This is a genomic window from Streptomyces sp. NPDC018964, assembly GCF_044390325.1.
Lineage (GTDB): Bacteria > Actinomycetota > Actinomycetes > Streptomycetales > Streptomycetaceae > Streptomyces.
Genome location: NZ_JBIRYZ010000012.1, coordinates 26,465 through 51,763, shown reverse-complemented (window position 1 = coordinate 51,763; position 25,299 = coordinate 26,465). Strand labels below are relative to the sequence as shown.

The 25,299-nt window shown below is 73.8% G+C and carries 25 protein-coding genes; 10 read left to right on the top strand and 15 right to left on the bottom strand.

The window, feature by feature from the left end; genetic code table 11:
* Positions 1–239: 239 nt before the first annotated feature.
* Together ACH5AO_RS21540 and ACH5AO_RS21535 are read left to right on the top strand one after the other, a co-directional pair.
* On the top strand, positions 240–1,604 hold the full coding sequence (locus ACH5AO_RS21540; RefSeq protein ID WP_398926959.1) for a glycosyltransferase family 39 protein: 1,365 nt from the start codon (positions 240–242) through the stop codon (positions 1,602–1,604).
* A gap of 238 nt (positions 1,605–1,842) precedes the next feature.
* Complete coding sequence (locus tag ACH5AO_RS21535; RefSeq protein WP_398926957.1) at positions 1,843–2,844, top strand: phosphatase PAP2 family protein; 1,002 nt, start codon at positions 1,843–1,845, stop codon at positions 2,842–2,844.
* Positions 2,845–2,902: 58 nt separating this feature from the next.
* Here ACH5AO_RS21535 and ACH5AO_RS21530 read toward each other — a convergent pair whose 3' ends face one another.
* The gene (locus tag ACH5AO_RS21530) at positions 2,903–3,118 is read right to left on the bottom strand and encodes an I78 family peptidase inhibitor (protein ID WP_398926955.1); all 216 of its coding nucleotides are present in this window, start codon (positions 3,116–3,118) and stop codon (positions 2,903–2,905) included.
* A gap of 422 nt (positions 3,119–3,540) precedes the next feature.
* On the opposite strand from ACH5AO_RS21530, the gene ctaD reads away from it, so the two are divergent.
* Entirely contained in the window at positions 3,541–5,232 is a 1,692-nt protein-coding gene (gene ctaD / locus ACH5AO_RS21525) for a cytochrome c oxidase subunit I (protein ID WP_398926953.1), read from the top strand.
* A 111-nt stretch (positions 5,233–5,343) separates the two neighbouring features.
* Here ctaD and ACH5AO_RS21520 read toward each other — a convergent pair whose 3' ends face one another.
* Together ACH5AO_RS21520 and ACH5AO_RS21515 are read right to left on the bottom strand one after the other, a co-directional pair.
* On the bottom strand, positions 5,344–6,642 hold the full coding sequence (locus tag ACH5AO_RS21520) for an ABC transporter substrate-binding protein (RefSeq protein ID WP_398926950.1): 1,299 nt from the start codon (positions 6,640–6,642) through the stop codon (positions 5,344–5,346).
* The gene (locus tag ACH5AO_RS21515) at positions 6,611–7,183 is read right to left on the bottom strand and encodes a hypothetical protein (RefSeq protein WP_398927295.1); all 573 of its coding nucleotides are present in this window, start codon (positions 7,181–7,183) and stop codon (positions 6,611–6,613) included. The genes ACH5AO_RS21520 and ACH5AO_RS21515 overlap by 32 nt, the downstream gene beginning before the upstream one ends.
* 82 nt (positions 7,184–7,265) lie before the next feature.
* Here ACH5AO_RS21515 and ACH5AO_RS21510 point away from each other — a divergent pair, with 82 nt between their 5' ends.
* The 3 genes from ACH5AO_RS21510 to ACH5AO_RS21500 are packed head-to-tail and all read left to right on the top strand — an operon-like array spanning position 7,266 to position 11,483.
* Positions 7,266–7,742, top strand: a complete 477-nt coding sequence (locus ACH5AO_RS21510) for a hypothetical protein (protein ID WP_398926948.1) — start codon at positions 7,266–7,268, stop codon at positions 7,740–7,742.
* Positions 7,743–7,752: 10 nt separating this feature from the next.
* Positions 7,753–10,824 (top strand): ATP-binding cassette domain-containing protein, encoded by a 3,072-nt coding sequence (locus ACH5AO_RS21505; protein ID WP_398926946.1) that lies wholly within the window; start codon positions 7,753–7,755, stop codon positions 10,822–10,824.
* Complete coding sequence (locus tag ACH5AO_RS21500) at positions 10,821–11,483, top strand: ATP-binding cassette domain-containing protein (protein WP_398926944.1); 663 nt, start codon at positions 10,821–10,823, stop codon at positions 11,481–11,483. Before ACH5AO_RS21505 ends, ACH5AO_RS21500 begins: the two co-directional genes overlap by 4 nt.
* A gap of 51 nt (positions 11,484–11,534) precedes the next feature.
* Here ACH5AO_RS21500 and ACH5AO_RS21495 read toward each other — a convergent pair whose 3' ends face one another.
* Positions 11,535–12,173: a transglycosylase family protein gene (locus tag ACH5AO_RS21495; protein ID WP_398926942.1), complete on the bottom strand. Its 639-nt coding sequence runs from the start codon at positions 12,171–12,173 to the stop codon at positions 11,535–11,537.
* Between the two features lie 541 nt (positions 12,174–12,714).
* Between ACH5AO_RS21495 and ACH5AO_RS21490 the strand changes: the two genes are divergently transcribed.
* Together ACH5AO_RS21490 and ACH5AO_RS21485 are read left to right on the top strand one after the other, a co-directional pair.
* Positions 12,715–13,497, top strand: coding sequence for a hypothetical protein (locus tag ACH5AO_RS21490; RefSeq protein ID WP_398926940.1), 783 nt, complete (start codon positions 12,715–12,717; stop codon positions 13,495–13,497).
* Between the two features lie 100 nt (positions 13,498–13,597).
* On the top strand, positions 13,598–13,978 hold the full coding sequence (locus ACH5AO_RS21485) for a hypothetical protein (protein ID WP_398926938.1): 381 nt from the start codon (positions 13,598–13,600) through the stop codon (positions 13,976–13,978).
* Between the two features lie 60 nt (positions 13,979–14,038).
* Here ACH5AO_RS21485 and der read toward each other — a convergent pair whose 3' ends face one another.
* The 5 genes from der to aroH all read right to left on the bottom strand — a co-directional run bounded on the left by der (position 14,039) and on the right by aroH (position 18,576).
* Positions 14,039–15,529 (bottom strand): ribosome biogenesis GTPase Der, encoded by a 1,491-nt coding sequence (gene der, locus ACH5AO_RS21480; protein WP_398791147.1) that lies wholly within the window; start codon positions 15,527–15,529, stop codon positions 14,039–14,041.
* Positions 15,530–15,607: 78 nt separating this feature from the next.
* Positions 15,608–16,255 carry a lysophospholipid acyltransferase family protein gene (locus ACH5AO_RS21475; protein ID WP_398926936.1) on the bottom strand — a complete coding sequence of 216 codons (648 nt, stop codon included), beginning with the start codon at positions 16,253–16,255 and terminating at the stop codon, positions 15,608–15,610.
* Positions 16,252–16,938, bottom strand: a complete 687-nt coding sequence (gene cmk / locus ACH5AO_RS21470; protein WP_398926934.1) for a (d)CMP kinase — start codon at positions 16,936–16,938, stop codon at positions 16,252–16,254. The genes ACH5AO_RS21475 and cmk overlap by 4 nt, the downstream gene beginning before the upstream one ends.
* A gap of 193 nt (positions 16,939–17,131) precedes the next feature.
* Positions 17,132–18,217 (bottom strand): prephenate dehydrogenase, encoded by a 1,086-nt coding sequence (locus ACH5AO_RS21465; protein WP_398926932.1) that lies wholly within the window; start codon positions 18,215–18,217, stop codon positions 17,132–17,134.
* Entirely contained in the window at positions 18,214–18,576 is a 363-nt protein-coding gene (gene aroH / locus ACH5AO_RS21460) for a chorismate mutase (RefSeq protein WP_398926930.1), read from the bottom strand. The genes ACH5AO_RS21465 and aroH overlap by 4 nt, the downstream gene beginning before the upstream one ends.
* Before the next feature lie 211 nt (positions 18,577–18,787).
* Here aroH and ACH5AO_RS21455 point away from each other — a divergent pair, with 211 nt between their 5' ends.
* Entirely contained in the window at positions 18,788–19,090 is a 303-nt protein-coding gene (locus ACH5AO_RS21455) for a Rieske (2Fe-2S) protein (RefSeq protein WP_398926928.1), read from the top strand.
* 22 nt (positions 19,091–19,112) lie between these two features.
* Entirely contained in the window at positions 19,113–19,856 is a 744-nt protein-coding gene (locus tag ACH5AO_RS21450; RefSeq protein ID WP_398926926.1) for a DNA polymerase beta superfamily protein, read from the top strand.
* Here ACH5AO_RS21450 and ACH5AO_RS21445 read toward each other — a convergent pair.
* The 6 genes from ACH5AO_RS21445 to ACH5AO_RS21420 form a co-directional block, all read right to left on the bottom strand.
* Positions 19,782–20,534 carry a DNA polymerase beta superfamily protein gene (locus ACH5AO_RS21445; RefSeq protein WP_398926924.1) on the bottom strand — a complete coding sequence of 251 codons (753 nt, stop codon included), beginning with the start codon at positions 20,532–20,534 and terminating at the stop codon, positions 19,782–19,784. The two genes, ACH5AO_RS21450 and ACH5AO_RS21445, sit on opposite strands and share 75 nt — an antisense overlap.
* Positions 20,535–20,537: 3 nt before the next feature.
* Positions 20,538–21,566, bottom strand: coding sequence for an ADP-ribosylglycohydrolase family protein (locus tag ACH5AO_RS21440; RefSeq protein WP_398926922.1), 1,029 nt, complete (start codon positions 21,564–21,566; stop codon positions 20,538–20,540).
* The gene (locus ACH5AO_RS21435) at positions 21,563–22,282 is read right to left on the bottom strand and encodes an NUDIX domain-containing protein (RefSeq protein WP_398926919.1); all 720 of its coding nucleotides are present in this window, start codon (positions 22,280–22,282) and stop codon (positions 21,563–21,565) included. Before ACH5AO_RS21435 ends, ACH5AO_RS21440 begins: the two co-directional genes overlap by 4 nt.
* Before the next feature lie 76 nt (positions 22,283–22,358).
* Positions 22,359–23,483, bottom strand: a complete 1,125-nt coding sequence (locus tag ACH5AO_RS21430; RefSeq protein ID WP_398926917.1) for a pseudouridine synthase — start codon at positions 23,481–23,483, stop codon at positions 22,359–22,361.
* Entirely contained in the window at positions 23,483–24,136 is a 654-nt protein-coding gene (gene scpB / locus ACH5AO_RS21425) for an SMC-Scp complex subunit ScpB (RefSeq protein ID WP_398926915.1), read from the bottom strand. Before scpB ends, ACH5AO_RS21430 begins: the two co-directional genes overlap by 1 nt.
* Positions 24,133–25,077, bottom strand: coding sequence for a segregation and condensation protein A (locus tag ACH5AO_RS21420; RefSeq protein WP_398927293.1), 945 nt, complete (start codon positions 25,075–25,077; stop codon positions 24,133–24,135). The genes scpB and ACH5AO_RS21420 overlap by 4 nt, the downstream gene beginning before the upstream one ends.
* Positions 25,078–25,299 lie beyond the last annotated feature (222 nt).

Genomic DNA, 25,299 nt, shown 5'->3' with positions numbered 1-25,299 from the left:
TCGCGACCGGCGGGCTCACGGGGTCGGGGACTCCCCCGTGACTCGGCCGGAGAGGAGTGGTGGTCTCCGGCCCACGCGGCGAGCGGCGAGTGACACGTCAGAGTACGCGAGTGGGAGCCGGGGTCGAGTGGCGGGCCTCTCACTGTTCCGGCGGATCGGTGTGGCGTGCACCACTCCCCCGCCGGGGTCGCACGCCCCGCCGGGCGGACCGGTTCCCCGCCGGGTCGATAATCGGGCGCGTGAACGATCTCGACGCGCGTGGCGTCCCGGCCCGCCCCGGAGCACTGCGACGGGCCGCGCCGGCGCTCCTCGGGTACGCCGCCGTGCGTGCCCTGAGCCTGGTCGTGCTGGCCCTGTGGAGCGGGGCGCGCGGCAAGGACGCGTACACCCTGCTGACCGCCCGCTGGGACGCGCTCTGGTACACGAGGGTCGCCGAGCTGGGGTACGGCTACGAGGTGCGGCTGCCGAGCGGGGACGTGCACTCCAACCTGGCGTTCTTCCCGCTGCTCCCGTGGCTGGAGCGGCTGGTGGCGGCGGTGTCGCCACTGTCGTACGCCGACGGGGGCTTCGTGGTGAGCCTGCTCGCCTCGCTCGCGGCGGCCTGGGGGATCTTCGCGGTGGCCGACCACGTGTACGGGCGCCGGGCCGGGGTGTGCGCGGTGCTGCTGTGGGCGGTGCTGCCGGTCGGGATCGTGCAGTCGATGGCGTACAGCGAGTCCCTGTTCACCGCGCTCGCCGCGTGGTCGCTGTACGCCGTGCTGACGGGGCGCTGGGTGACGGCGGGCGTCCTGGCGGGCCTGGCGGGGCTGACCCGTCCGGTGGGGCTGGCGGTGGTCGCGGCGGTGTGGGCGGCGGGCATCGCCGCGTTCCTGCGGGAACGCGCCTGCGCGCGGGGACACACCTCCGCGCGGGGACACACCTCCGCGCGGGGACACACCTCCGCGCGAGGGCACGTCTCCGCGCGGGGCCGCACTTCTTTCGCGCGAGGTCGCAGCGCGGTGCCGGAGGACGGCGCGCGGGCCGGGGAACGCGCCGGTTCTCCCGCGAACGCCCGGCGCGTCGGAGCACCGGAGGGCGCCCCGCACACGGCGGACATCTCCGGCGTGCGCCTGCGCCGGGCGCTCGGCATGCTCCTCGCGCCCCTCGGAGCCGCCGGTTACGTTCTGTGGGTCGGGCACCGGACCGGCGACGGGCCGCTGGGGTACCTCGAGGTGCAGGCCGGGTGGCGGAACGGTTTCGACGGGGGCTACGCCTTCGCCCGTTTCGTCGCCGCCATGTTCACGTCGTTCCCGTCCGCCCTGGCGGGCCTCGGACTGGTGGCCGGCGTCGGCCTCGTGGTGTGGCTTTACGTCGTCTGCGTACGGCAGCGCCAGCCGCTCCCCCTGCTGGTGTACGCCGGTGTCGTCACCGCGCTCGCCCTGTGCGCGTCGAGCTACTTCGGCTCGAAACCACGGCTGCTGCTGCCCGCCTTCCCCCTGCTGCTCCCCCTCGCCCTGGCCCTGGCCCGGCTGCGTACCTCCAGGTCCGCGCCGGTGGTGGGAGCGGTCGCGGTGGCCTCGGCGGTGTACGGGGCCTTCTGGCTGAACGGCTCCGGCCCGCCCTGACCGCCCCGGAACGGACGATGAGCGACAAGGAAATTCCGCGCCAGCCCCCGGTGAACGAATTCAAAAGCGCGATAAAACCCTCCCCCGGAATGATCAAAAGAATTGAAGTCCGCGACATCCGGGCTTTGCGGATTCACCGGCGATAAAGGCCCTCCTGAGAGGAATGCCACATCACATCGTCATCACAAAGAGCCTGATTCGACGGGGTTCCGCACTCAATCGCTGTAACGTCGATTGGGTGCGTACCGAACGGAAGCCCACCCGTCTGGACCGGGTGTTCGCGAGGCTGGATCGTGAGCCGGAACGACCGGCTCACATCGGCGTGCCGCGAATGAGCCGGCACCGGGTGGTGCTGTTCGCCGCCGGTGTGGCCTTCTATCTGGCGATCGTGTGGGCCGTGCTGGTCACCTCCTGGCTGGTCCGGCTGGACTGGCAGGTGATGTTCTTCCGCCCCTACCAGCAGTGGTCCGAGATCCACGCCTTCGTCGACTACTACGTGGTCCTCGGTCAGCGCGGCCCGACGGCGGTGATGGTGGCGGCCTGGCTGGGCTGGCGCTCCTGGCGGCAGCACACCCTGCGTCCGCTGCTCGCCCTGGGCGTCTCCCTCCTGTTGCTCAACGCCACCGTCGGTGCCGCGAAATACGGCATGGGGCGCCTCGGACCGCACTACGCGACCGAGATCGGCTCGAACGAGATGTGGCTCGGCGGCGACATATTTCCCAGCGGCCACACCGCCAACGCCGTGGTGACCTGGGGGATCCTGGCCTATCTGGCCTCCACCCCGAGGGCGCGCCGCTGGCTGTCCGCGCTGTCGGCCGTGACCTCGCTCGGGGTCGGGCTGTCCACCGTCTACATCGGGACGCACTGGCTGAGCGATGTGATCCTGGGCTGGGTCGCGGGCCTGCTGATCCTGCTGGCGCTGCCGTGGTTCGAGCCGTTGATCGCCCGCGCGGAGACGCGCCTCCTCGGCCTGCGCACCCGCTGGCGGGCCTCCGGGGGAGGTGCGGCGGAGGCCGGTCCTCCCGGGCGGTCCGTCGTCCTCGAGCCGCTCGCCGAGCGCCCGGACACGGCTCCCGAGCCGGTTGCCACGGGCCGCCCGGCCTCCCGGTCGCACGCCTACCTGGCGCCCGGGCCGCACACGGCCCGCGCGGAGCGCTCCCCGGTCACCCCGGCGGGCAGCCGCCGCCCGCCGCACGCGGAGCGCCACCCGCGCGGCACGACCTCGGCCGGCCGCCCCTGACGGACGCGCACGGCGACGGCCCCGGTTCCGGCGAGGGAACCGGGGCCGTCGCCGTGCGTCAGCCCTTCCAGGCGCGCGCCACCCGGCCGTCCCTCACCTCGAAGTTCAGCCGGCCCACGCGGTACTCCATGGTGATGATCGCCCCGGGGGGCAACGCCCGCACCGTCGGCCAGCCGCGCTCCCGCGCGAGGTGCTCGGCCCGGTCCGCCGCGAGGCCGACGTAGGCGTCCGGGCTGTCGTGGGGTTCCGCGGAGGGTGTCGGAATGGGTGCCATGCGGCCACGCTATGCCCTGGCCCGGGAGCGGGGAAGCCGGAAGCGGGAACACCGGAGCGGATCAGCCGGCGGTCACACTTCTGTCACAAGACCACGACAGACGTTCATGACGGTGACCGTCACCCGGACGGCCGGTTCGGTACGCCTTCCGCAGGTATTCGAACGCAATTCCCGCGTGTCACGCCACGGGCGCGATTAACTCCGGCGGAAAGTGCCGGGGGACGTGCTCCCGGGCCCATTCCTTTTCCGCCGCCACGCATGACCGCACAGGCCGGTGTGCACAGAAAACACGCGTTTCCGCCACATGGTCCGCCACGTCCCCTGTCGGAGACCGGCAGGGGCGAGCATCATGGCGTGGGCCCGGGGTACATGTGGCGCGGGCTCCCGGCGGGGCCCGCGCGCGAGGAGCGAAGGGGCGAGCGATGGGGACGCAGACCGTCCAGGCGGCGGCGCGACCGGCGCACCGGCGGCGGCGCGGGCGGGTGGTGATCGACTGGCTGACCACCACCGACCACAAGAAGATCGGCCACCTCTACCTGATCACGGCGTTCGTGTTCTTCCTGATCGCCGGCGTGATGGCGCTGCTGATGCGCGCCGAACTGGCCCGGCCCGGGCTGCAGATCATCGACAACCAGCAGTTCAACCAGATGTTCACCCTGCACGGCACGATCATGCTGCTGCTGTTCGCGACGCCCAGCTTCGCGGGGTTCGCCAACGAGCTGATGCCGCTGCAGATCGGGGCGCCCGACGTGGCCTTCCCGCGGCTGAACATGTTCTCGTACTGGCTGTTCCTCTTCGGCGGGCTGATCGTGCTCGCCTCGCTGGTGGTCACCGGGGGTCCGGCGGCCTACGGCTGGTTCGCCTACGCCCCGCTGAACAGCATGGAGTACTCGCCCGGCCTCGGCCCGGACCTGTGGATCATGGGCCTCGCGCTGTCCGGCTTCGGCACCATCCTCGGCGCGGTCAACTTCATCGCCACCATCGTCGGAATGCGCGCGCCGGGGATGACGATGTTCCGGATGCCCCTGTTCACCTGGAACACGCTGTTCACGTCGATCCTGATCCTGTTGGCGTTCCCGGTGCTCGCGGCGGCGCTGCTGGTGCTGGAGGCGGACCGGCGGTTCGGCTCACAGGTCTTCGAGGCCTCCCACGGCGGAGCGATCCTGTGGCAGCACCTGTTCTGGTTCTTCGGCCATCCCGAGGTCTACATCATCGCGCTGCCGTTCTTCGGCATCGTCACGGAGATCATCCCGGTCTTCAGCCGCAAGCCGCTGTTCGGCTACCTGACGCTGGTGGGCGCCACCATGGCCATCACGGGCCTGTCGGTGGTGGTGTGGGCGCACCACATGTTCGCGACCGGCGCCGTGCTGCTGCCGTTCTTCTCCTTCATGAGCTTCCTGATCGCGGTGCCCACGGGGGTGAAGTTCTTCAACTGGACCGGCACCATGATCAAGGGGTCGCTGTCCTTCGAGACGCCGATGCTGTGGGCGACCGGGTTCCTGGTGTCGTTCCTGTTCGGCGGGCTGACCGGGGTGCTCCTCGCGTCGCCGCCGCTGGACTTCCACGTGACGGACTCGTACTTCGTCGTGGCGCACTTCCACTACGTGGTCTTCGGCACCGTCGTCTTCGCGACCTTCGCCGGGTTCTACTTCTGGTGGCCCAAGTTCACCGGGAGGATGCTCGACGAACGGCTCGGCAAGATCCAGTTCTGGACGCTGTTCATCGGCTTCCACACCACGTTCCTGGTGCAGCACTGGCTGGGCGCGGAGGGCATGCCGCGCCGCTACGCCGACTATCTGGCGGCGGACGGCTTCACCGCGCTGAACACCGTCTCCACCATCGGCTCCTTCCTGCTCGGCATGTCCACGCTGCCGTTCCTCTACAACGTCTGGAAGACGGCCAGGTACGGCCGGAAGGTCGAGGTCGACGATCCCTGGGGCTTCGGGCGCTCCCTGGAGTGGGCGACCTCGTGTCCGCCGCCCCGGCACAACTTCACGACGCTGCCCCGGATCCGTTCGGAGTCGCCGGCGTTCGACATGAACCATCCGGAGTACGCGGCGGTGACGTCGCAGCCCGAGCCGAAGGGCGAGCAAGCCGGCACCGAGCCGCTCTGACCCGCGCCGAGCGGTCCGTCCTTCCAGCGCCTCGGACGCGAAGCGCGTGCGCGGCGGGCGGACCGGAGTCTCCGGTCCGCGGGCGAGCCCGCCGACTGCCGCTGTCCCGGATCAGGGCTCGTAGGCCAGCTGCGGCACCTCGAAGCAGGTGCGGTTCATGTCGCCCTGCGACACCCAGCCCTCGCCGTCCCGCCAGCGGGCCACGGACAGACAGGTCCGGCTCGTGGCCGGCGGCTCGGGCGAGCGTGCGAACGAGACGGGCAGCAGCAGTCCGCCCGCGGTGTAGTCCCGGGCGCGGCCGACGTGGGTGTCGACGCACGCGCGCGTGATGCCCGTACGGGCGCAGGACCGTGCCGCGTCGGTGAACCAGCGGGCGGCGGCCCAGCCCTCCAGCTGCCACTGGGAGTGCGTCTCCAGGTCCTCGGTGGCGTCCCGGAACGCGCGTACGGCCGGGTGGCCGGTGTCCTCGAAGTTGCGGCTGGAGCCGGTCGCCCACAGGGCGTTGCGGCAGTGCGGCGCGTCCTTGTAGTCCTCGGCGACGGTGGACGTCCAGTTCTGCACGTTGGTGACCTTGGCGGTGACCCGGGCGCCGACGTCGTCCATGGCCCGGCACAGGCGGGCGTTGCCGTGACCGTCGATGGCGTCGAAGACCAGGTCGGCGCCCTGCTCCTTCAGGTCGGCGGCCACCGCGCGGAAGTTGGGCAGCGCGAAGTCGACCTGCTCGGTGACCACCTCGTAACCCTCGGCCCTCAGGCCGCGTTCGACGAGACGGGCGTAGGAGGCGGACGCGGACTGGTTGTAGGAGACGACGGCGGCCGTGCGGGCGCCGTGCTCGCGCTTGAAGTAGCGGTACACCTCGGTGCCGCCGTACAGCCTGCCGTCCCAGCCGGGGGTGCCGTTCCTGGGCGCGTCGCTGCCGTAGACGCCGTAGAGGTGCGGGTAGGTGTCGTAGGCGGCGCCGATGGGCTGGCCGCCGACGTCGGGGACGCCCGCGCGGGAGACGCGGGGGGCGCCCGCGTAGTCCAGGGCGGTGGTGGCGACCAGGGCGACGACCTTCTCCTCGTCGATCAGCCGGTGCACGCACTCGTTGTTGCCGGCGCCGCTGCCGCCGTCGTCGCAGGTGCGCACCTCGACGCGCCGGCCGTCGATGCCGCCGCGCGCGTTGAGCCGGTCGAACCAGGCCTTCGCGCCGTCGCGCGGGCCGGTGAAGGCGCCGCCGCCGACCGGGCTGGTGGCGCTGGTGACGATGCCGACGCGGATCGGCTCGCCGGCGTCCCGGGCGGTCGCGGACGGGCGGCCGTCGTGCTCGAAGTCGCTCTCCGGCAGGCGGCTGCCGCAGGCCGCGGTCAGGGCGAGGAGCGCCGCCGCGGCAAGGGCCTCAGCAGCCCGGGATGTCCGGGGGCGATTCATCGCCGCTCAGTCGCACCAGTGCGCACAGGGACTTGACGGACACCTTCCAGGTGCCGTCGTCGTCGACGGCGACGCCGGAGGCGTCCGGGAGGGCGGTGGCTCCCCTGAGGGTCAGGGTGAACGTCACGTCCGCCTCGGTCGGTGAGGTGAACGCGATCTCGGTGACCTCCGCCTTCACCTGTCCGACGCGGTTGTCGCCGCTGAACGCCTCGAGCACCGGGCCCAGCAGCTCACCGTTCTGCAGGAGTTTCTTCTTCTCGTCCACCGGGGTCTCGGGGTCGAAGAACTTCTCCCAGTTCTGCCGGATCTCCTGTTCGGCCTCCGCCTGGTTCGCGGGCGCGCTGCCCGGTGGTGCGCTCGTCGTCCGGTCCGCCGACGGCGTGGAGGTCCCGCTGCTGCCGCCGCCGTCGCCGCACGCCGCGAGGCCCGGCGCCAGGACCAGGACCAGGGCGGCGGTCAGCGCCGTGCCCCGTCCCGCCGTCCGCGGGCCGCGCCTTCCCGCCCTCGTGTTCCCCCGCCCGATGCCATTGCCGAGAACCATCTGGCTCACCAATCGGGTGTCGGTCCGGGGCGTGTGCGCCCGGTGCTTTCAGGGTCGGGTCCCAGGGGGCATAGTGCAAGCCATGCGGACTGCCCGACTCCGGATCGCGCACCCCGTCCTCTGGGCGGGCTGGGCCGCGCTCGCCGCCGGCGCGGTGCTGTGCGTCATCGGCTGGTACGGCGTCTCGGGCGAGCGTCACACCGCACGGCAACTGCCCTACCTGGCCTCCTCCAGCATCCCCGGAGCCGCGCTGATCGTCGCCGGGGCGGTACTGCTCGCCCACGGCCGGGACGCGCCCGCCGCCCCGCGCGCCGAGGAGCCGTACGGCCGGATCGTCGCCACCGGGCCGGCCGGCGCCGGCGATCCGGGGCGGCCGGCCGGCGGGCCGGTGGCCGTCAGCACCGAGACGCTGGCGGTGCCGGGCGGGACCCTGTGGCACCGCGCGGACTGCCCGCTGGTGGCGGGGAAGGCGGAGGCGATTCCGGTGGACGAGAAGCTGGTCGCGAGCGGTGAGCTGGGGCCCTGCCCGATCTGCGGGCCCGCCGAAGAGACCGGCTGAAGCCTCGCCGATGTCCTCGCTGACGTACGACCTCACCCTGGCCGGACTGTCGGTCGGTGCCGCGGCGGCGCTCACCGGGATCGGCCTGATCGTGACGTACCGGGCGACCGGGGTGCTGAACTTCGCGCACGGTGCGATCGCGATGGTGTGCGCCTATGTGCTGCGCGGCCTGGTGGTCGACCGGGGCTGGCCGCTGTGGTGGGCCGCCGCGCTGACGCTGCTGGTGGTGGCGCCGGGGATCGGGGTGGTGCTGGAGCGGTCCGTGTTCCGGCCGCTGTCCGTGCGGGGCGGCGATCCGGCGCGGACGCTGGTGGCGTCCCTCGGGGTGTTCGTGCTGCTGGTGGGCGGGGCGGCGCTGGTGTGGGGGCAGGGGGCGCGGGACGACGCGCCGGTGCTGGTGGCGGCGGAGCCGTGGGGACAGCTGGCGGTGGTGGCGGTGCTGGCCGCGGGGGTCGGGGCGGTGATCCGCCGGACGCGGTTCGGGCGGGAGCTGCGGGCCGTCGTGGACGACCGCCGGCTGGCCGTGCTCGCCGGGGTGGACGCGGACCGGGTGGCGGCGGCGGGCTGGGCGTTCGGCTCGTTCACGGCCGGTCTGACCGGCGTGCTGCTGGCGCCGTACGTGCGGCTCGACCCGTACGGGCTGCCGCTGCTCGTGATGGAGGTGGTGGCGGTCGCGGTCGCCGCGCGGATGCGCGGTCTGACGGTGGCGGTGGTCGTCGCGCTCGGCGTCGGGGTGGCGCAGAGTCAGCTGACGCGGCTGCACCCGTCCGGGTGGGGCGAGCCGTTGCTGCAGGCGGTGGGCGCCAACCTGTTCGTCGTGGCGCTGCTGGTCGCCACCCTCGTGCTGCCCGGCGTCGGCACGCGCGACGCGCTGCCGCGCCCCGCCGCCGCGCGGGTGTCCGCTCATCCGGGCGCCTGGGTCGTGGCCGGGGTGCTGTTCCTGCTGCCGCTGGGTTTCGCCGGGCGTGATCTGCACACGGCGGTGCAGGTGCCGGCGCTCGGGGTGGTGCTGCTGTCGCTGGTGGTCGTCACCGGCCGGGGCGGGCAGATCTCGCTCGGGCAGGCGGCGTACGCGGGTCTGGGCGCCCTCTTCACGGCACTGCTGGCGGCCGGCCGCTTCCCCGGCCTGCCCCGGCTGCCGGAACTGGCCGCGCTGGCGGTGGCGGTCGTCCTGGTCGCTCCGCTGGGCGTGCTGACCGGCTGGCCGGTGATCGGCCGCCGGGGGCTCGCGCCGGCGCTGGCGACGTTCGCGGTGGGCGTCGGGGTGAGCCGCTTCGTCTTCGACCAGCCGTACGCCACGTCCGGACTCTCCCTGGGCCGCCCGGCGGGCTTCGACGGCGACCGGGCGTACTACATCCTGGAGCTGGTCCTCCTGGTGTGCGCGCTGCTCGCCGCCGGGGCCCTGCGCCGGGGCCGTACGGGCCGCGCCCTGGCGGCGGTGCGCGACCACGAGGCGGGGGCGCGGGCGGCGGGCGTGCGCGTGCCGTCGCTGAAACTCCTCGCGTTCGTCTCCGGCGCCGCGCTGGCCGCGCTCGGCGGCGGCATGCTCGGCATGGGGCTGCGCGCCTTCGACCCGGCCGCGTACGACCCCGTGCGGGGCCTGCTGTGGTTCGCCGCGGTGGTGGTCCTGGGCGCCGACAGCGCCCTGGGCGCCCTCCTCGCGGCGGCCCTCCTGGTCGGCCTGGACGCGGGCACGCACGGGGGCGTGGCAGCGGCGGTGATCGGGGTCCTGGCGGTCCTGTCCGGCCGCTTCCCCGACGGCCCCCACGAGGCCCTGCGCGAGGCGGCGAACCGGCTCCGCGTCCGGCCCCGCCCGGCACCGGCCCCCTGGGCCGCACGCCTCGGCGCCCACCCGCACCCTCCGGGACCGCCACCGGAGCCGCCCCGGGTCCCGGCGGGCGCGACGGCGACGGGCGCCTGGCCGGGACCGGCCGCCCGGTCCGGCGCACACGGCACCGGCACCGGCACCCGGACCGGCGAGCCTGGCGCGAAGGCCCTCGGCCGCCCCGAAGCCACCGGCGGACCACGAACGCCGTCGGTCCGGCCCGCCGACGGCCCGGCCCGACGGCGGAGCGACACGGAAACCACCGGAGACGAACACCCCACCGGACGGCCACCGGAGCACCCACGCGAAGAGGAACCGGCCACCGAAGGGCCACAGGATCACGAGCCCGTACGACGGCGGAACGGCACGGGCCGGGAGATCACCGAGGACGACCGCCCCGCCGGACGGACCTGGGAGTCGCCCGCCCCGGCGCGCCGCCCCTCGGGGCCGTACGCGCCTCACCGGCCCCCGGCCGCGAGGGCTCCCGCGCCGGTGCGTGAGGGCGGGGGCGAGCTCCCGGTGGGGCGTCGGCGCGCGGGGCCCTCGGTACCGGCCCCCGGCCCTCCGGTGCTCTCCGCCCGCGGTCTGCGTGTCCGTTACGGCGGGTTCACCGCACTGGACGGGGTGGACCTGGACGTCCCCGCCGGGCGGGTGACCGCCGTCGTCGGGCCCAACGGCGCCGGGAAGAGCACGCTGTTCCACTGCCTGGCGGGAACCCTGCGCCCCGCGCGGGGGTCGGTCTCGCTCGGCGGGCGGGACATCACGCGGCGGCCCGCACACGCCCGCACCCGGCTCGGGATCGCACGGACGTTCCAGCAACTGGCGGTCTTCCCGACGCTGACCGTCACCGAGAACGTGCGCGTCGGCGCCGAGCGGGGCCGGCTGCCCGATCCCGGCGCGGTGGAGCGCACGCTGCGGCTCCTCGGGCTCGACGGGCCGATGAGGTCGCGGCCCGCCGCCGGGCTGCCCACCGGCACGCTGCGCCGGGTGGAACTCGCGCGGGCCCTCGCCGGCGCCCCGCGCGTGCTGCTGCTCGACGAACCCGCCGCCGGTCTCGACACCGCCGAGGTCACCGCGCTGGCCCGGGTCCTGGGGGCGCTGGCCGCCGACGGCATGGCGCTCCTGGTCGTCGAGCACGATCTCGACCTGGTCGCCGGCCTCGCCGACGTCGTGCACGTGATGGCGGCGGGCCGGATCGTCGCCTCCGGACCGCCCGGGAACGTCCTGGACGCCCTCGGGGAGGCGACCGGCCCGTGACCACCATCGCCCTGCGCCACGCGCGCGTGCGTCACGGCCCCCTGGAGGCCCTGCACGGCGTCACCCTCGTCGCGCCCGGCCCCGGCCTCACCGTGCTGCTGGGCCGCAACGGCTCCGGCCGTACGACCGCCCTGCGCGCGCTGGCCGGCGACGTGCCGCTGTCCGGCGGGGCCGTGGTGTGGGACGGGCGGGACGTGACCGGCGTACCGGCGTACGAGCGGGCCCGGCGCGGGCTGTGCCTGGTGCCGGAGCGGCGGGCGGTGTTCGGTTCCCTCACCGTGCGGGAGAACCTCGCCCTCGTCCTCCCCGACCCCGCTCGCGCCCTCGACGCCTACCCGGCGCTGCGGCCGCTGCTGGAGCGCCGGGCCGGCACGCTCTCCGGGGGCGAGCAGCGGATGCTGGCCCTGTGCCGGGTGTTGTCGCCGCGCGTGCGCGTGGTGCTCGTCGACGAACCCGTCCAGGGCATGTCGCCGGCGGTCGCGGCCCGTACGTACGCGCTGCTGGCCGCGCTCGACGCGTGCGTGGTCGTCGCCGAGCAGCGGCTGCCGCCCGCCCCGCACGGCCGGCCCGCCCTCGTGTACGTGCTGCGCCGGGGCGCGGTGGTGTTCGCCGGTGAGGCAGGCGAGCTCGGCCGGTCCGCCTCCGCGCGGCGGCCGTAGGCCCCGGTCGGCCGGACGGACGGGGCCCGTGTCCCGGGCGAGGGGGGCGGCTCAGACGTCGAGACGCTGCCCGGGCACGATCACGTCGGGGTCCTCCCCGATGACGGACCGGTTGGCCTCGTACAGGCGCTGCCAGGTCGTGCCGTACCGCGCGGCGATCCCGCTCAGCGTGTCGCCCGCGCGGACGGTGTGGTCACCGCGGGACGCGTTCCGGTCCGTGTGCCCGGAGGGTGTCGACGTCCTGGCCGGCTTCGACGGCTCCGGCTGTTCCGCCGGGGTCCGCTCCGCGGTCACCGGGTCCGCGGCGGGCGCGCTCCCGGACGCCCCCGCGCGGGCCGAGCAGGTCGGCCAGGCGCCCCAGCCCTGGGCGCGCTGCACCTTCGTGGCGACCGCGATCTGCTGGGACCTGGTGGCCCGGTCGGCCGTCGGCGCGTGGGCCGTGCCGCCGTAGGCGCGCCAGGTGGCGGCGGAGAACTGCAGTCCGCCGTAGTAGCCGTTGCCGGTGTTGATGTGCCAGTCGCCGCCGCTCTCGCACTGTGCGATGCGGTCCCACACGCCGCTGTCCGCCGCCGTGGCGGTCCCGGTCGCGGCGAGCAGTCCGAGGGGCGCGAGCAGGGCCGCGCCGGCCAGGACGGCCGTCGTACGGGTCGTGCGGAGGTGGTCACGGGTGTTGTCGGCACATGCGGACATGAAGGTCCTTCCCGAAGGACTCGGGGTCCCCGAGGCGGAGCGCCGCCCGCCGCGTCACGGGACGCGTGGGCCGCGCTCGCCCCGTCCGCCTCCGGGTCGTGCGGTGGTGCTGTTCGTGGTGCGGTCGGCGGACGTACCCGAGCGGTGCTCGTTGCACACGGCGGAGGAATCTAGGGAGCCCCCGGTACCGGGATCAACCAACGCCCCGTCGCACCAGGCCAGTTGCCCCTTACCTCGAGTAGCGGCGATTTTCGGCCACCCACTTCATTCCCTGATTTCAGGATTTGTCGACCAGTGCACGGGGCACCCTGTGAGCCACTTCACCCCCTCAACGGCACAGCGACAGCGGGGAGTTGACGGTGAGTGGCGGGTTCCGCGCCGAACGTGACCGTGCGCGCTGGATGGTTCGATTCCGTTCGCCCTGGGGCGTGACTACCGCCACAGATCGCCCGTTGTCTTCTGCATGAGCCGGGGACCCACCCGGACCACGGGCCGGGAGCCACCCGGTCCCGCCACGCACCGCACCCCGAGGGAGCCACCCGTGCCGCGCATGCTCGACGTCAGCGACGAGGTACGCGCCGAGATCGGCGACGAAGAAGCAGCCCGCCTGCTCGCCGGGGAGTCCGCCCCGGGCAGTTACGACTGCACCTCCTGCCGCACCCCGGGCGACCCGGAACAGGAGCGCACCAGCACCGTCCTGTTCGTCGGGGACGAGACCGCCGTCCTCGCCTTCGCCCACGCCGGCTGCCTCCCCTCGCAGGTCGTCCAGGTCACCGAGGAACAGCTCCAGGGGGCCGTGCGGGCCATCGGCGGCGACACCGGGGAACCGGCGTCCGCGCAGGCCGCCCCCGAACAGGCCGTGCTCGGGGTGACCAGCGGACTGGTCCTGGTCTCCGGGGAGTTGCACCCGGCGCTGGTCGTGGAGCCGACCGCGCCGGTCGCGCGGCCCGGTTCGCCCGGGGCCGGCGACGACTTCCTGCCGCTCCTCATCGAGCAGGGCTTCATGCCCCTGACCGAGCTGTCGGCCGTGCCTCCGGCGCTGCACGGCTGGTCGGTCCTGCTCGCCGCGGGGCAGTTGCACGCCGTGCTCCAGCCGAACCCCCACGGCGGCCGTCCGGTGGCCTGGTGGCAGGCGCACCAGCCGCTCCAGGTCACCGACGGCTGGCGGTCGGCCGCCAACAAGCACCAGCAGGTGCTGATGTTCGCGGCCCCGGTCGGCTCGATCGGCCGCCAGCCGCGCGAGGACCTGCTGCGCGACGCGCTGGACAAGGCGGCGGCGAACGGGAAGCTCGTCGCCGCGGCACTGCCCCTCGCCGGCCTCTGACCGGTCCCGCCGGTGCTCCGGCCGGCACCCGACCGGAGCACTGACGGCGAATGCCCCAAAAGGGCCGCATCCCTTACGGCACGGGGTCGTTTGGACATACGTGCACGCATACGACGTTCCCCGCCGCCAGTCCCTCGCCTCGGTCCCCGCACCCGCGCGCCCGGCGCAGGGCTCCCGGAGCGGCCTCTCGGCCACGCCGATCTACGACGCCCTCTACACCGAGTACGTCAAGTCCTTCCGTTCGCTGCCGGGTGACCGCAGCGGCGAGGAGGAGCTGGGCTTCACCGCCTTCGGGAACATCCCGCGCCGTACGGACTCGTACGGCGGCCACGGCTCGAGCACGTTCGGCGCCTCCCTCGTGAGCGTCGGCCGCCAGGGCACCGGGCCGCAGTGGCAGCGGGTCGGCACGGTCGGCCGGCCCGCCTCCGGGATGCACCACGTGCCGGCCGGACTGCCGCCGGCCCCGCGCAGGGGCGCCTGACCCGGGCGCGGCGAAGGGGCGGCCCCACCGGGGCCGCCCCTTCGCCATGTCCGCCGTCGGCTACTTCTTCTTGCCGCGCTTCTCCCGCACCCGCACGGAGATATGGATCGGCGTCCCCTCGAAGCCGAACTCCTCCCGCAGCCGACGCTCGATGAACCGCCGGTAGCCGGCCTCGATGAAGCCGGAGGCGAACAGCACGAACCGCGGCGGCTTGGTGCCGGCCTGGGTGCCGAACAGGATGCGCGGCTGCTTGCCGCCCCGCACGGGGTGCGGGTGGGCGGCGACCAGCTCGCCGAGGAAGGCGTTCAGCCTGCCCGTCGGGACCCGGGTCTCCCAGCCCTCCAGGGCCGTCTCGATGGCCGGGACCAGCTTCTCCATGTGCCGGCCGGTGCGGGCCGAGACGTTCACCCGGGGCGCCCACGCCACCTGGCCGAGCTCGGTCTCGATCTCCCGCTCCAGGTAGTAGCGGCGCTCCTCGTCGAGGGTGTCCCACTTGTTGTACGCGAGGACGAGGGCGCGGCCCGCCTCCACGGCCATGGTGACGATCCGCTGGTCCTGTACCGAGATGGAGTCGGCGGCGTCGATGAGGACGACGGCCACCTCCGCCTTCTCGACGGCGGCGGCGGTGCGCAGCGAGGCGTAGTAGTCGGCGCCCTGCTGGAGGTGGACGCGCTTGCGGATGCCCGCCGTGTCGACGAACTTCCAGGTCTTGCCGCCGAGTTCGATCATCTCGTCGACCGGGTCACGGGTGGTGCCGGCGAGTTCGTTGACGACGACCCGGTCCTCGCCCGCGACCTTGTTCAGCAGCGAGGACTTGCCGACGTTGGGCCTGCCGATCAGGGCGACCCGGCGGGGGCCGCCGACGGCGGTGCCGAAGGTCTGCGCCGGGGCCTGGGGCAGCACCTCCAGGACCTGGTCCAGCATGTCGCCGGTGCCGCGGCCGTGCAGGGCGGAGACCGGGTACGGCTCGCCCAGGCCCAGGGACCACAGGTAGGCCGCGTCGGCCTCGCCGCTCGGGCCGTCCACCTTGTTGGCGCACAGCACGACCGGCTTGCCGGCCTTGCGCAGCAGCCGGACGACGGCCTCGTCGGTGTCGGTGGCGCCGACCTTGGCGTCGACGACGAAGACGACCGCGTCGGCGGCCTCGATCGCGTACTCGGCCTGGGCGGCCACGGAGGCGTCGATGCCGAGGACGTCCTGCTCCCAGCCGCCGGTGTCGACGACCTTGAAGCGGCGGCCCGCCCACTCGGCCTCGTAGGTGACGCGGTCGCGGGTGACGCCCGGCTTGTCCTCGACGACCGCCTCACGGCGGCCGATGATGCGGTTCACCAGGGTCGACTTGCCGACGTTGGGACGGCCGACGACGGCGAGCACGGGCAGCGGACCGTGGCCCGCCGCCTCGAGGGCGCCCTCGACGTCCTCGAGGTCGAAGCCCTCCTCCGCGGCGAGCTCCATGAACTCCGCGAACTCGGCATCGCCCAGCGCCCCGTGGTCGTGCTCGTGCGCACCCTCGTACGCGTCCGAGCCGTCGGGCTGGATGTGGTCGTTCATGAAGTCCGTACCTCTGCGTTCATCGTGGTGATCGGTGGAACGCCCCGTGCGCGGGGCCGATCCACTACTCAGTGTCGCCTAGCGCCCGGTGAGGCGCCTGGCGTTTTCCAGGTGGGCGGTGAGCTGCTTCTGGATGCGTTCGGTCGCCTCGTCCAGCGCCTTGCGCGTCCGTCTGCCGCTGCCGTCGCCCGCGTCGAAGGGGTCCCCGAAGACGACGTCCACGCGGGAGCGCAGCGGGGGCAGTCCCTTTATCAACCGTCCGCGCCGCTCGGAACTTCCCAGGACGGCCACCGGTACGATCGGCGCGCCGCTGCGGACGGCGAAGTAGGCGAGCCCCGCGCGGAGCGCGGCGAAGTCGCCCTCACCCCGTGTGCCCTCGGGGAAGATGCCGAGGACTCCCCCCTGCTCCAGCACGCCCAGCGCCCGGGAGATCGCCGTGCGGTCGGTGCTGTGCCGGTCCACCTTCAGCTGGCCGATGCCGGTCAGGAACGGGTCGAGCGGGCCGACGAACGCCTCCTTCTTGATCAGGAAGTGCGTCGGCCGGGGTGCCACGCCCATGACCATGGGGCCGTCGATGTTGTGGGAGTGGTTCACGGCGAAGATCACCGGGCCGGCCGCGGGCACCCGCCAGGAGCCCAGCACACGCGGCTTGAACAGCCCGTACATCAGGCCGACGCCGATGCGCCGGCCGACCTCGGCGCCGCGCTCCGATGGGACGTCGGTCACTTCCCGGCCCGCTTCTCCTCGACGAGGGTGACGACACACTCGATGACCTGCGGGAGCGTGAGGTCGGTGGTGTCCACCTCGACCGCGTCGTCGGCCTTGGCCAGCGGGGAGGTCTTGCGGCCGGCGTCGGCCGCGTCCCGCTTGATCAGGGCCTCGCGGGTGGTCTTCAGGTCGGCGCCCTTGAGCTCACCGCTGCGGCGGGCGGCCCGGGCCTCCGCGCTGGCGGTGAGGAAGATCTTCAGGTCGGCGTCGGGCAGCACGGTGGTGCCGATGTCGCGGCCCTCGACGACGATGCCGGTGACGGCGGAGGCGGCGATGGACCGCTGCAGCTCGGTGATCCGGGTCCGCACCTCGGGGACCGCGGAGACCGCGGAGACCTTGGAGGTGACGTCCTGTCCGCGGATCGGGCCGGCCACGTCGACGCCGTCGACGGTGATCGTCGGGTCCTGGGGGTCCGTACCGGAGACGATCTCGGGCTTGCCGGCGACCGCGGCGATCGCGGAGGGGTCGTCCACGTCGATGCCGTTGGTCACCATCCACCAGGTGATGGCCCGGTACTGGGCGCCGGTGTCCAGGTAGCTCAGGCCGAGCTGCGCCGCCACGGCCTTCGACGTGCTCGACTTGCCCGTGCCGGAGGGGCCGTCGATGGCGACAATCACGGGCTGGGCGGCGCCGTTTTCCACGGGGGAACACCTTCCTGGTGCGGTGGAGTGGTGTGTGCGGGGCGCGGACACGCCCCGCACCAGGTTACCGGCCTCCCGGAACCCTTCCGACAAGCGGACGATCCGGCCCTCCGGGGGGAAGGACCGCCTCCGGACCTTCCCCGGCCCTCCCCCGCTCCGGCTCTCCGCCCCGGCCTTCCCCCGCCCGGGGCCGTCACTGCCGGAGCGCCCAGCCCCGCTCCCGCAGCCCCGCCATGAGGGCGGGGGCCGCCTTGGGCTCCACCATGAGCTGGACCAGACCGGCCTGCTGTCCGGTGGCGTGCTCGATGCGGACGTCCTCGATGTTGACGCCGGCGCGTTCGGCGTCCGCGAAGATGCGGGCCAGCTGGCCGGGCTGGTCGTCGATGAGCACCGTCACGACCTCGTAGACGCGCGGCGCGGAGCCGTGCTTGCCGGGGACGCGGACCTGGCCGGCGTTGCCGCGGCGCAGCACGTCCTCGATGCCGGTGCTGCCCTCGCGGCGCTTGTCCTCGTCGGAGGACTGCAGCGCGCGCAGGGCGCGCACGGTCTCCTCCAGGTCGGCGGCGACGTCCGTGAGCAGGTCGGCGACCGGCCCGGGGTTCGCGGAGAGGATGTCGATCCACATCCGGGGGTCGGAGGCGGCGATCCGGGTCACGTCCCGGATGCCCTGCCCGCACAGCCGTACGGCGGCCTCCTCGGCGTGCTCCAGGCGCGCGGCGACCATGCTGGACACCAGGTGCGGCATGTGGGAGACGAGGGCCACGGCCCGGTCGTGGGCGTCGGCGTCCATCACCACGGGCACGGCCCTGCAGTGCGAGACCAGCTCCAGGGCGAGGTTCAGCACCTCGGTGTCGGTGTCCCGGGTCGGGGTGAGCACCCAGGGGCGCCCCTCGAAGAGGTCCCCGGTGGCGGCCAGCGGACCGGACCGCTCGCGGCCGGACATCGGGTGGGTGCCGATGTACGGGGCCAGGTCGAGCCCGCGCTCCTGGAGTTCGCGGCGCGGTCCGCCCTTGACGCTGGCGACGTCGATGTAGCCGCGGGCCGCGCCGCGCCGCATCGCGTCGGCGAGCACGTCGGCCACGTGGGCGGGCGGGGCGGCGACGATCGCCAGGTCGACCGGCCCGTCGGGCGCCTCGTCCGTGCCGGCGCCGAGCGCGGCGGCCGTGCGGGCCTGCTCCGGGTCGTGGTCGGCGAGGTGGACGACGACGCCCCGCCGGTTCAGGGCGAGCGCGGCGGACGTGCCGATCAGCCCGGTGCCGATGACGAGTGCGGTCCTCATTGGGCGATGTCCTTGCGCAGGGCGGCCGCCGCGCCGAGGTAGACGTGTGCGATGTCGGCGCGGGGCCGGTCGGAGTCGATGTGCGCGAGGACCCGGACGACGCGGGGCATGGCGCCCTCGATGTCCAGTTCCTGGGCGCAGATCAGGGGGACGTCGACGATGCCGAGCTTGCGGGCGGCGGCGGCCGGGAAGTCGCTGTGCAGGTCGGGCGTGGCCGTGAACCAGAGGCTGATCAGGTCGTCGGTGTGCAGGCCGTTGCGCTCCAGTATCGCGGTGAGCAGCGCGCCGACCCGCTCCTCCATGTGACCGGCCTCGTCCCGCTCCAACTGGACGGCCCCCCGGACCGCGCGTACCGCCACGACGATGCTCCTTGCTGACGTGCGTGTCTGCTGTTCGGTCGTCCAGCGTAGTCAGCCCGCGCGGGGGGCGGCGCCGGGTGCCCGCACCCTGAGACGGGCGATACGCGCGTTCGGCGATGATGCGCCATGGCTTGCCCCTTTTTCGGAGCATTCGGCGTCAGCATGCGGGAACCGCGACCTCCGGGAGTGATGACATGGCCCCTCGTGCGACATGCCGGACACCGCCGGGCGGGAGCTGATCCCGACCGCCGGCGTCCCGGTGGGCGGGGGCACGGTCCTCGCGGACGAGGAGATCGTGGTCACCCGGTCCGAGGCGGGCGGCTTCAAGGCCTTCTCGGCGATCCGCACCCACCGGAGCCGTGTCGTGGCCGACGTCGCGGACGGCACGGCCGGCCGCGCCTGCCACGGCAGCCGGTTCAGGATCACCGGCGGCTCGGTGGAGCGGGGCCCGGCGCCCCGGCCACTGCCCGAGGAGCGGATCACGGTGGAGGGAAATTCGATCCGCCGGGCGTGATCCACCGCGTACGCTCCCGGGCATGCGCCCCGAGACCCTGGTCGGTGACCACACGATCTACGCCTGCGTCATGGGTTCGCGCGCCTTCGGTCTGGCCACCGAGGGCAGCGACACCGACCGCCGTGGCGTCTTCCTCGCGCCCACTCCCCTGTTCTGGCGCTTCGAGAAGCCGCCGACGCACGTCGAGGGCCCGGCCGAGGAGCAGTTCAGCTGGGAGCTGGAACGCTTCTGCGAGCTGGCCCTGCGCGCCAACCCCAACATCCTGGAGTGCCTGCACTCCCCGCTGGTGGAGCACGCCGACGCCACCGGCCGCGAACTGCTGTCCCTGCGCGGGGCGTTCCTCTCCCGCGGGGTCCACGAGACGTTCACGCGGTACGCCCACGGTCAGCGCCGCAAGCTGGAGGCGGACGTCCGCGCGCACGGCGCCCCGCGCTGGAAGCACGCGATGCACCTGCTCCGTCTGCTGATCAGCGTCCGCGACCTGCTCCGTACGGGCGTCCTCACGGTCGACGTGGGCGAGGAGCGCGAGCCGCTGCTCGCGGTGAAGCGGGGCGAGGTGTCCTGGCCCGAGTTCGAGGCGTGGATGACCCGCCTGACGCGGGAGGCCGAGCAGGCCGCCCACCGCAGCCCGCTCCCCGCGGAACCGGACCGCCGGCGCGTGGAGGACTTCCTCGTCCGCACCCGCCGCGCCTCAGCCCTCCAGGCGGGTCCGTACGACGAGGTCGTGCAGGGCGTCGTACGCGGTGGGGGCGTCGGGCAGGGCTGACGCGGCCTGCGCCTCGTCCAGCACGCCGTGCAGCCGCTCCACGTCGTCCCGCACGCGTGCGTGGTCGACGGCGGCGTCCCCGTGCTCGCGCTCCGCCTTGGCGGCGATCAGCTCCGGCAGGTGGTCCGGGGCGGCGTCGACCTCCCCGGCGAGGGTGGGCAGATGGGGCTGCACCTCGCCGGAGCGCATCAGGTGGATGCCGGTGAGCAGGACCCGGAAGGTGTAGAGCAGCGGTTTGAGTTCGCCGGTCCTCTCGAACAGCCGCCACTGGGTCCGCGCGAACCCCCGGTAGTGGTGGGCGTGGTGGCTGGTGAGGACGCCGGGGGCGAGCGCGGCCAGCTCGCGGTGGGCGTCGGTGGTGTGCACGACCAGCGGGGACAGCAGCTGCTCCAGCACGTAGCCGTTGCGCCGCAGCATCAGGCGGACGAACTTGCGCAGGTCGTGCGTGACCAGGTCCATCTCGACGCCGTCCCGGACCCACATCCGGGACCGGGTCTCGTCCGGCTCGCGCAGCCCGACGAGGTCGGCGGCGGGCAGCAGGTGCGTGCCCCGCAGGTCCACGTCGGAGTCGCGGGACGGGAAGCCGTACAGGTGTGCGCCGGAGACGGTGGCGAACAGCACCGGGTCGGGCTGTTCGGCGATCACCGGGCTCAGGTCGAGGTCCAGGACGTCGGTCATCGCTCAAGCGTCCCAGAGCGTGCCCAGCGCCAGCAGCTCGCCCCGGTACTCGATGCGGTCCGCCCACGCGGCGGGCCAGGCGTCCGCGCCCAGGTACGCGCCGGCGAAGGCGCCCGTGAGGCAGGCGATGGAGTCGGAGTCCCCGGCCGTGCAGGCGGCGCGGCGCAGGGCGGTGAGGGGTTCGTCGACGAAGAGGAGGAAGCAGAGCAGGCCGGTTGCCAGGGCCTCCTCGGCGATCCAGCCCTCGCCGGTGGCCAGGCAGGGGTCGGTCTCGGGCGAGACGGTGCGCACGGCGCCCTGGAGGCGTTCCAGGATCTCCAGGCACTCGTCCCAGCCGCGTGCGATGAAGTGCTCGGGGGTGGGGTCCTGGGCGCGGGTCCACAGGTCGCCGAGCCAGGACTCGTGGTAGCGGGTGCGGTTGTCGTAGGCGTAGGAGCGCAGGCGTCCGATCAGGCCGGTCGGCTCGGAGCCCTCCGCCAGCAGCCGTACGGCGTGCGCGGTGAGGTCGGAGGCGGCGAGCGCGGTGGGGTGGCCGTGGGTGAGGGCGGACTGCAACTGGGCGGCGCCCGCGCGCTGTTCGTCGGTCAGGCCGGGGACCAGCCCTATGGGGGCGACGCGCATGTTGGCGCCGCAGCCCTTGGAGCCGGTCTGGCTGGCGTCCTGCCAGCGCCGGTCCTCGCGGGCCAGCAGGTGGCAGGCCTTGAGGCAGGTGTTGCCGGGGGCGCGGTTGTTCTCGGGCGAGCGGTACCACTCCACGAACTCCTCGCGCACCGGCCGCTCCAGCCGCTCCGGGGTGAGCGGCCCGTGGTCCATCGCCGTGCGCAGTCCCCGCCCGAGCGCGAGGGTCATCTGGGTGTCGTCCGTGACGATCGCCGGCTTCGGCAGGTCCATCTCCCGCCAGGGTCCGGACTTCGCGAGGATCGACGGCACGTCGTTGAACTCGGTCGGGAACCCCAGCGCGTCCCCCAGGGCGAGCCCGGTGAGCGCACCCGTCGCGGCGCGCTTGGTGACGGTGGTCGTGGTCGTGGTCATGCGGGACGTCCTTCCGGAGTGGGCCGGAGCAGGGGCGGGTGGAGGGCGGTGGCGGTGCCCGCGCGGTAGAGGGCGGCGGGTTTGCCCCGGCCGCCGGTGAGGCGCGCGGCGCCGGGGACGGCTTCGACGAAGCCCGGGGTGGCGAGCACCTTGCGCCGGAAGTTGGGCCGGTCCAGGGCGGTGCCCCACACGGTCTCGTAGACCTGTTGCAGCTCGCCGAGGGTGAACTCGGGCGGGCAGAAGGCGGTGGCGAGGCAGGTGTACTCGAGCTTGGCGCCGACGCGTTCCCGCGCGTCGGCCAGGATCCGGCCGTGGTCGAAGGCGAGCTCCCGCGCGGAGTCGTACGGCGTCCAGCGGGCCTGTGCCGCGTCGCTGCCGCCGTGCGCCTCGGGGGCGTCGGGCAGGAGGGCTGCGAAGGCGACGGAGACGACCCGCATGCGGGGGTCGCGGTCGGGTTCACTGTAGGTCCGCAGCTGCTCCAGGTGGAGCCCGGACACGTCCGTCAGCCCGGTCTCCTCGCCCAGTTCACGCCGCGCGGCGCTCTCGGCGGACTCGTCCGGCCGGAGGAAGCCGCCGGGCAGCGCCCACCGTCCGGCGTACGGCTCCTGGCCGCGCTCGACGAGCAGCACGTGCAGCGCGCCCGCGCGGAGGGTGAACACGGCGAGGTCGACGGTGACGGCGAACGGTTCGAAGGCGTACTTGTCGTAGCCGTCCATGACCCGCACCCCCTTTAATAGTCGCAGTGACCATTAAAGGGGGTGTGGGCCGGGCGCACAAGCCCTCGGGGGCTCTTTAGAGGTCGACCTCCTGCATCAGCATCCCGACCTCGGTGTTGGACAGCCGCCGCAGCCAGCCCGACTTCTGGTCGCCCAGGGTGATCGGCCCGAAGGCGGTGCGCACCAGCTTGTCGACCGGGAAGCCGGCCTCGGCGAGCATGCGGCGCACGATGTGCTTGCGGCCCTCGTGCAGGGTCACCTCGACGAGGTAGTTCTTGCCGGTCTGCTCGACGACCCGGAAGTGGTCCGCGCGGGCGTACCCGTCCTCGAGCTGGATGCCGTCCTTGAGCCTCTTGCCCAGGTCGCGCGGGATCGGGCCCACGATGGCCGCCAGGTACGTCTTCTTCACGCCGTACTTGGGGTGGGTCAGCCGGTGCGCCAGCTCGCCGTGGTTGGTGAGCAGGATGACGCCCTCGGTCTCGGTGTCGAGCCGGCCGACGTGGAAGAGGCGGGTCTCGCGGTTGGTGACGTAGTCACCGAGGCACTGCCGGCCCTCCGGGTCCTCCATGGTGGAGACGACACCGGCGGGCTTGTTCAGCGAGAAGAACTGGTACGACTGGGTGGCGACGGTCAGGCCGTCGACCTTGACCTCGTCCTTCTCCGGGTCGACCCGCTTGCCCTGCTCGAGGACGATCTCGCCGTTGACCTCGACGCGCGCCTGCTCGATCAGCTCCTCGCAGGCGCGCCGGGAGCCGTAGCCCGCGCGGGCGAGCACCTTCTGCAGCCGCTCGCCCTCCTGCTCGGCGCCGGGGAAGGTCTTGGGCAGCTTGACGTCCTTCTTGCCCGCGTACCGCTCGCGGTTGCGCTCCTCGGCCCGGGTCTCGTACTCACGGGACGTGGCCGGGACCGAGCGCCCCCGCTGCAGGGGCCGCTTCGGCCCGCCCTTGGCGCCGCCGCGGGCCGTGGGACCGCGGCCCGACTTGGGGCCCTCCTGGGTGGCGCCGGGGCCGACGTCGTAGCGCCGCTCCTCCGGGCGCGGCTTCTTCGGACGGCCGCCCTGCTGGTTGTCGCGGTTGCCGCCGAAGCCGCGCTGGCCACCACGGCCACCACCGCTCCCGCCGCTCCCGCCGCGGCCGCCGCTGTTGCCACCACGGCTCCCGCCGTTGTTTCCGCTGCTGTTCCTGCCGCTGCTGCTTCGCATCAAAGTTCCGTCTTGTCGTCTGCGTCCTCGGAATCCGGGGCGTCCGGATCGAACGACGGGACCGCTTCCAGCGTCTCGGCCTCGATCGCCTCCGCCTCCGGGAGGAAGGGCGCGAGCTCCGGGAGCTCGTCCAGACCGCGCAGGCCCATCCGCTCCAGGAAGTAGTTCGTCGTCGTGTACAGGATCGCACCTGTTTCGGGTTCCGTGCCCGCCTCCTCGATCAGACCGCGCTGCAGGAGGGTGCGCATCACGCCGTCGCAGTTGACCCCGCGCACGGCGGAGACGCGGCCGCGGCTGACCGGCTGCCGGTAGGCGACGACCGCGAGGGTCTCCAGGGCGGCCTGGGTGAGCCGGGCCTGCCGGCCGTCCAGGACGAAGCCCTCGACGGCGGCGGCGTACTCGGGGCGGGTGTAGAAGCGCCAGCCGCCCGCGACGAGGCGCAGCTCGAAGCCGCGGCCCTGGGCGGTGTACTCGTCGGCCAGCTCGCGCAGCGCGTCCGCGACCTGGCGTTTCGGGCGCTCCAGTATCTTCGCCAGGTGCTCCTCGGTCGCGGGCTCGTCCACGACCATGAGGACCGCTTCGAGGGCGGGCCTGAGGTCGAGCTCCGCGACGGTGCGCGGCTCCGCGGTGGTCCCGGTCGTCTCCTCGTTCACGGTTTCCTCTCCTCCTCGGGCTGCTCCGGCGGCCGGTCGAACTCGTCGGTGACCGCCGGTGCGGCGTCCCCGTCCCCGCCGGTCCAGCGCACGGTCAGCTCGCCGAGCGCGGCCTCCTGGTCGAGGGCGACGGCCTTCTCGCGGTACAGCTCCAGCAGGGCGAGGAACCGGGCCACGACGGTCAGGGTGTCGTCCGTGTCCTCGACGAGGGCCCGGAAGCTCGCCTCGCCGAGTTCCCTCAGCCGCGTGACGACGATCCCGGCCTGCTCCCGCACGCTGACCAGCGGCGCGTGGATGTGGTCGACGTACACCTGCGGCTCGGGCCTGGGCTGCATCGCCTTGACCGCGAGCCGGGCGAAGCCCTCGGCGCCGATGCTGATGACGACCTCGGGCAGCAGCTCGGCGTACCGCGGCTCCAGCCCGACGGTACGGGGGTGGCGGCGGGCCTCGTCGTCGAGGCGCCGGCTGAGGATGCCGGCGATCTGTTTGTACGCGCGGTACTGCAGCAGTCGCGCGAACAGCAGGTCCCGGGCCTCCAGGAGGGCGAGGTCGGCCTCGTCCTCCACCTCGGCGGCGGGCAGCAGCCGGGCCGCCTTGAGGTCGAGCAGCGTGGCGGCGACCACCAGGAACTCGGTCGTCTCGTCCAGGTCCCAGTCGGGCCCCAGGGCCCGGATGTACGCCATGAACTCGTCGGTCACCTTGGACAGCGCGACCTCGGTGACGTCCAGCTTGTGCTTCGAGATCAGCTGCAGCAGCAGGTCGAACGGCCCCTCGAAGTTCGCCAGCCGGACCGTGAACCGCCCGTCGTCGTCCTCGCCGGTTCCGGCCCCGGAGGCCTCCGCGACCACGGGTTCCGGCGCTCCGGGCACGCCCGCCGTCCCGCCGGCGGCCGGGGCGTCCGGTCCCGCCGCCGGGTCCGGCGCACGCGCGGCGGTCCCCACGGCCGCCTCCCGCACCGGTGGCGCCTCCGGCTCCCGCGGTGCGGGCCCTCCGGGAAGCGTCCCGGCGCCCGCCCGTTCCGCGGTCGCCGGGCCGGCCCTCGGCCCCGCCGTCCCGGACACGACGGTCCCGCCCTCCGGCGCGACCACCGGCTCGGCCGGCGAGGGACGCTCCAGGGGCCCCGGGCCCGGCTCCTCGGATCCGGCGGCCGTGCCCTCCGGCCC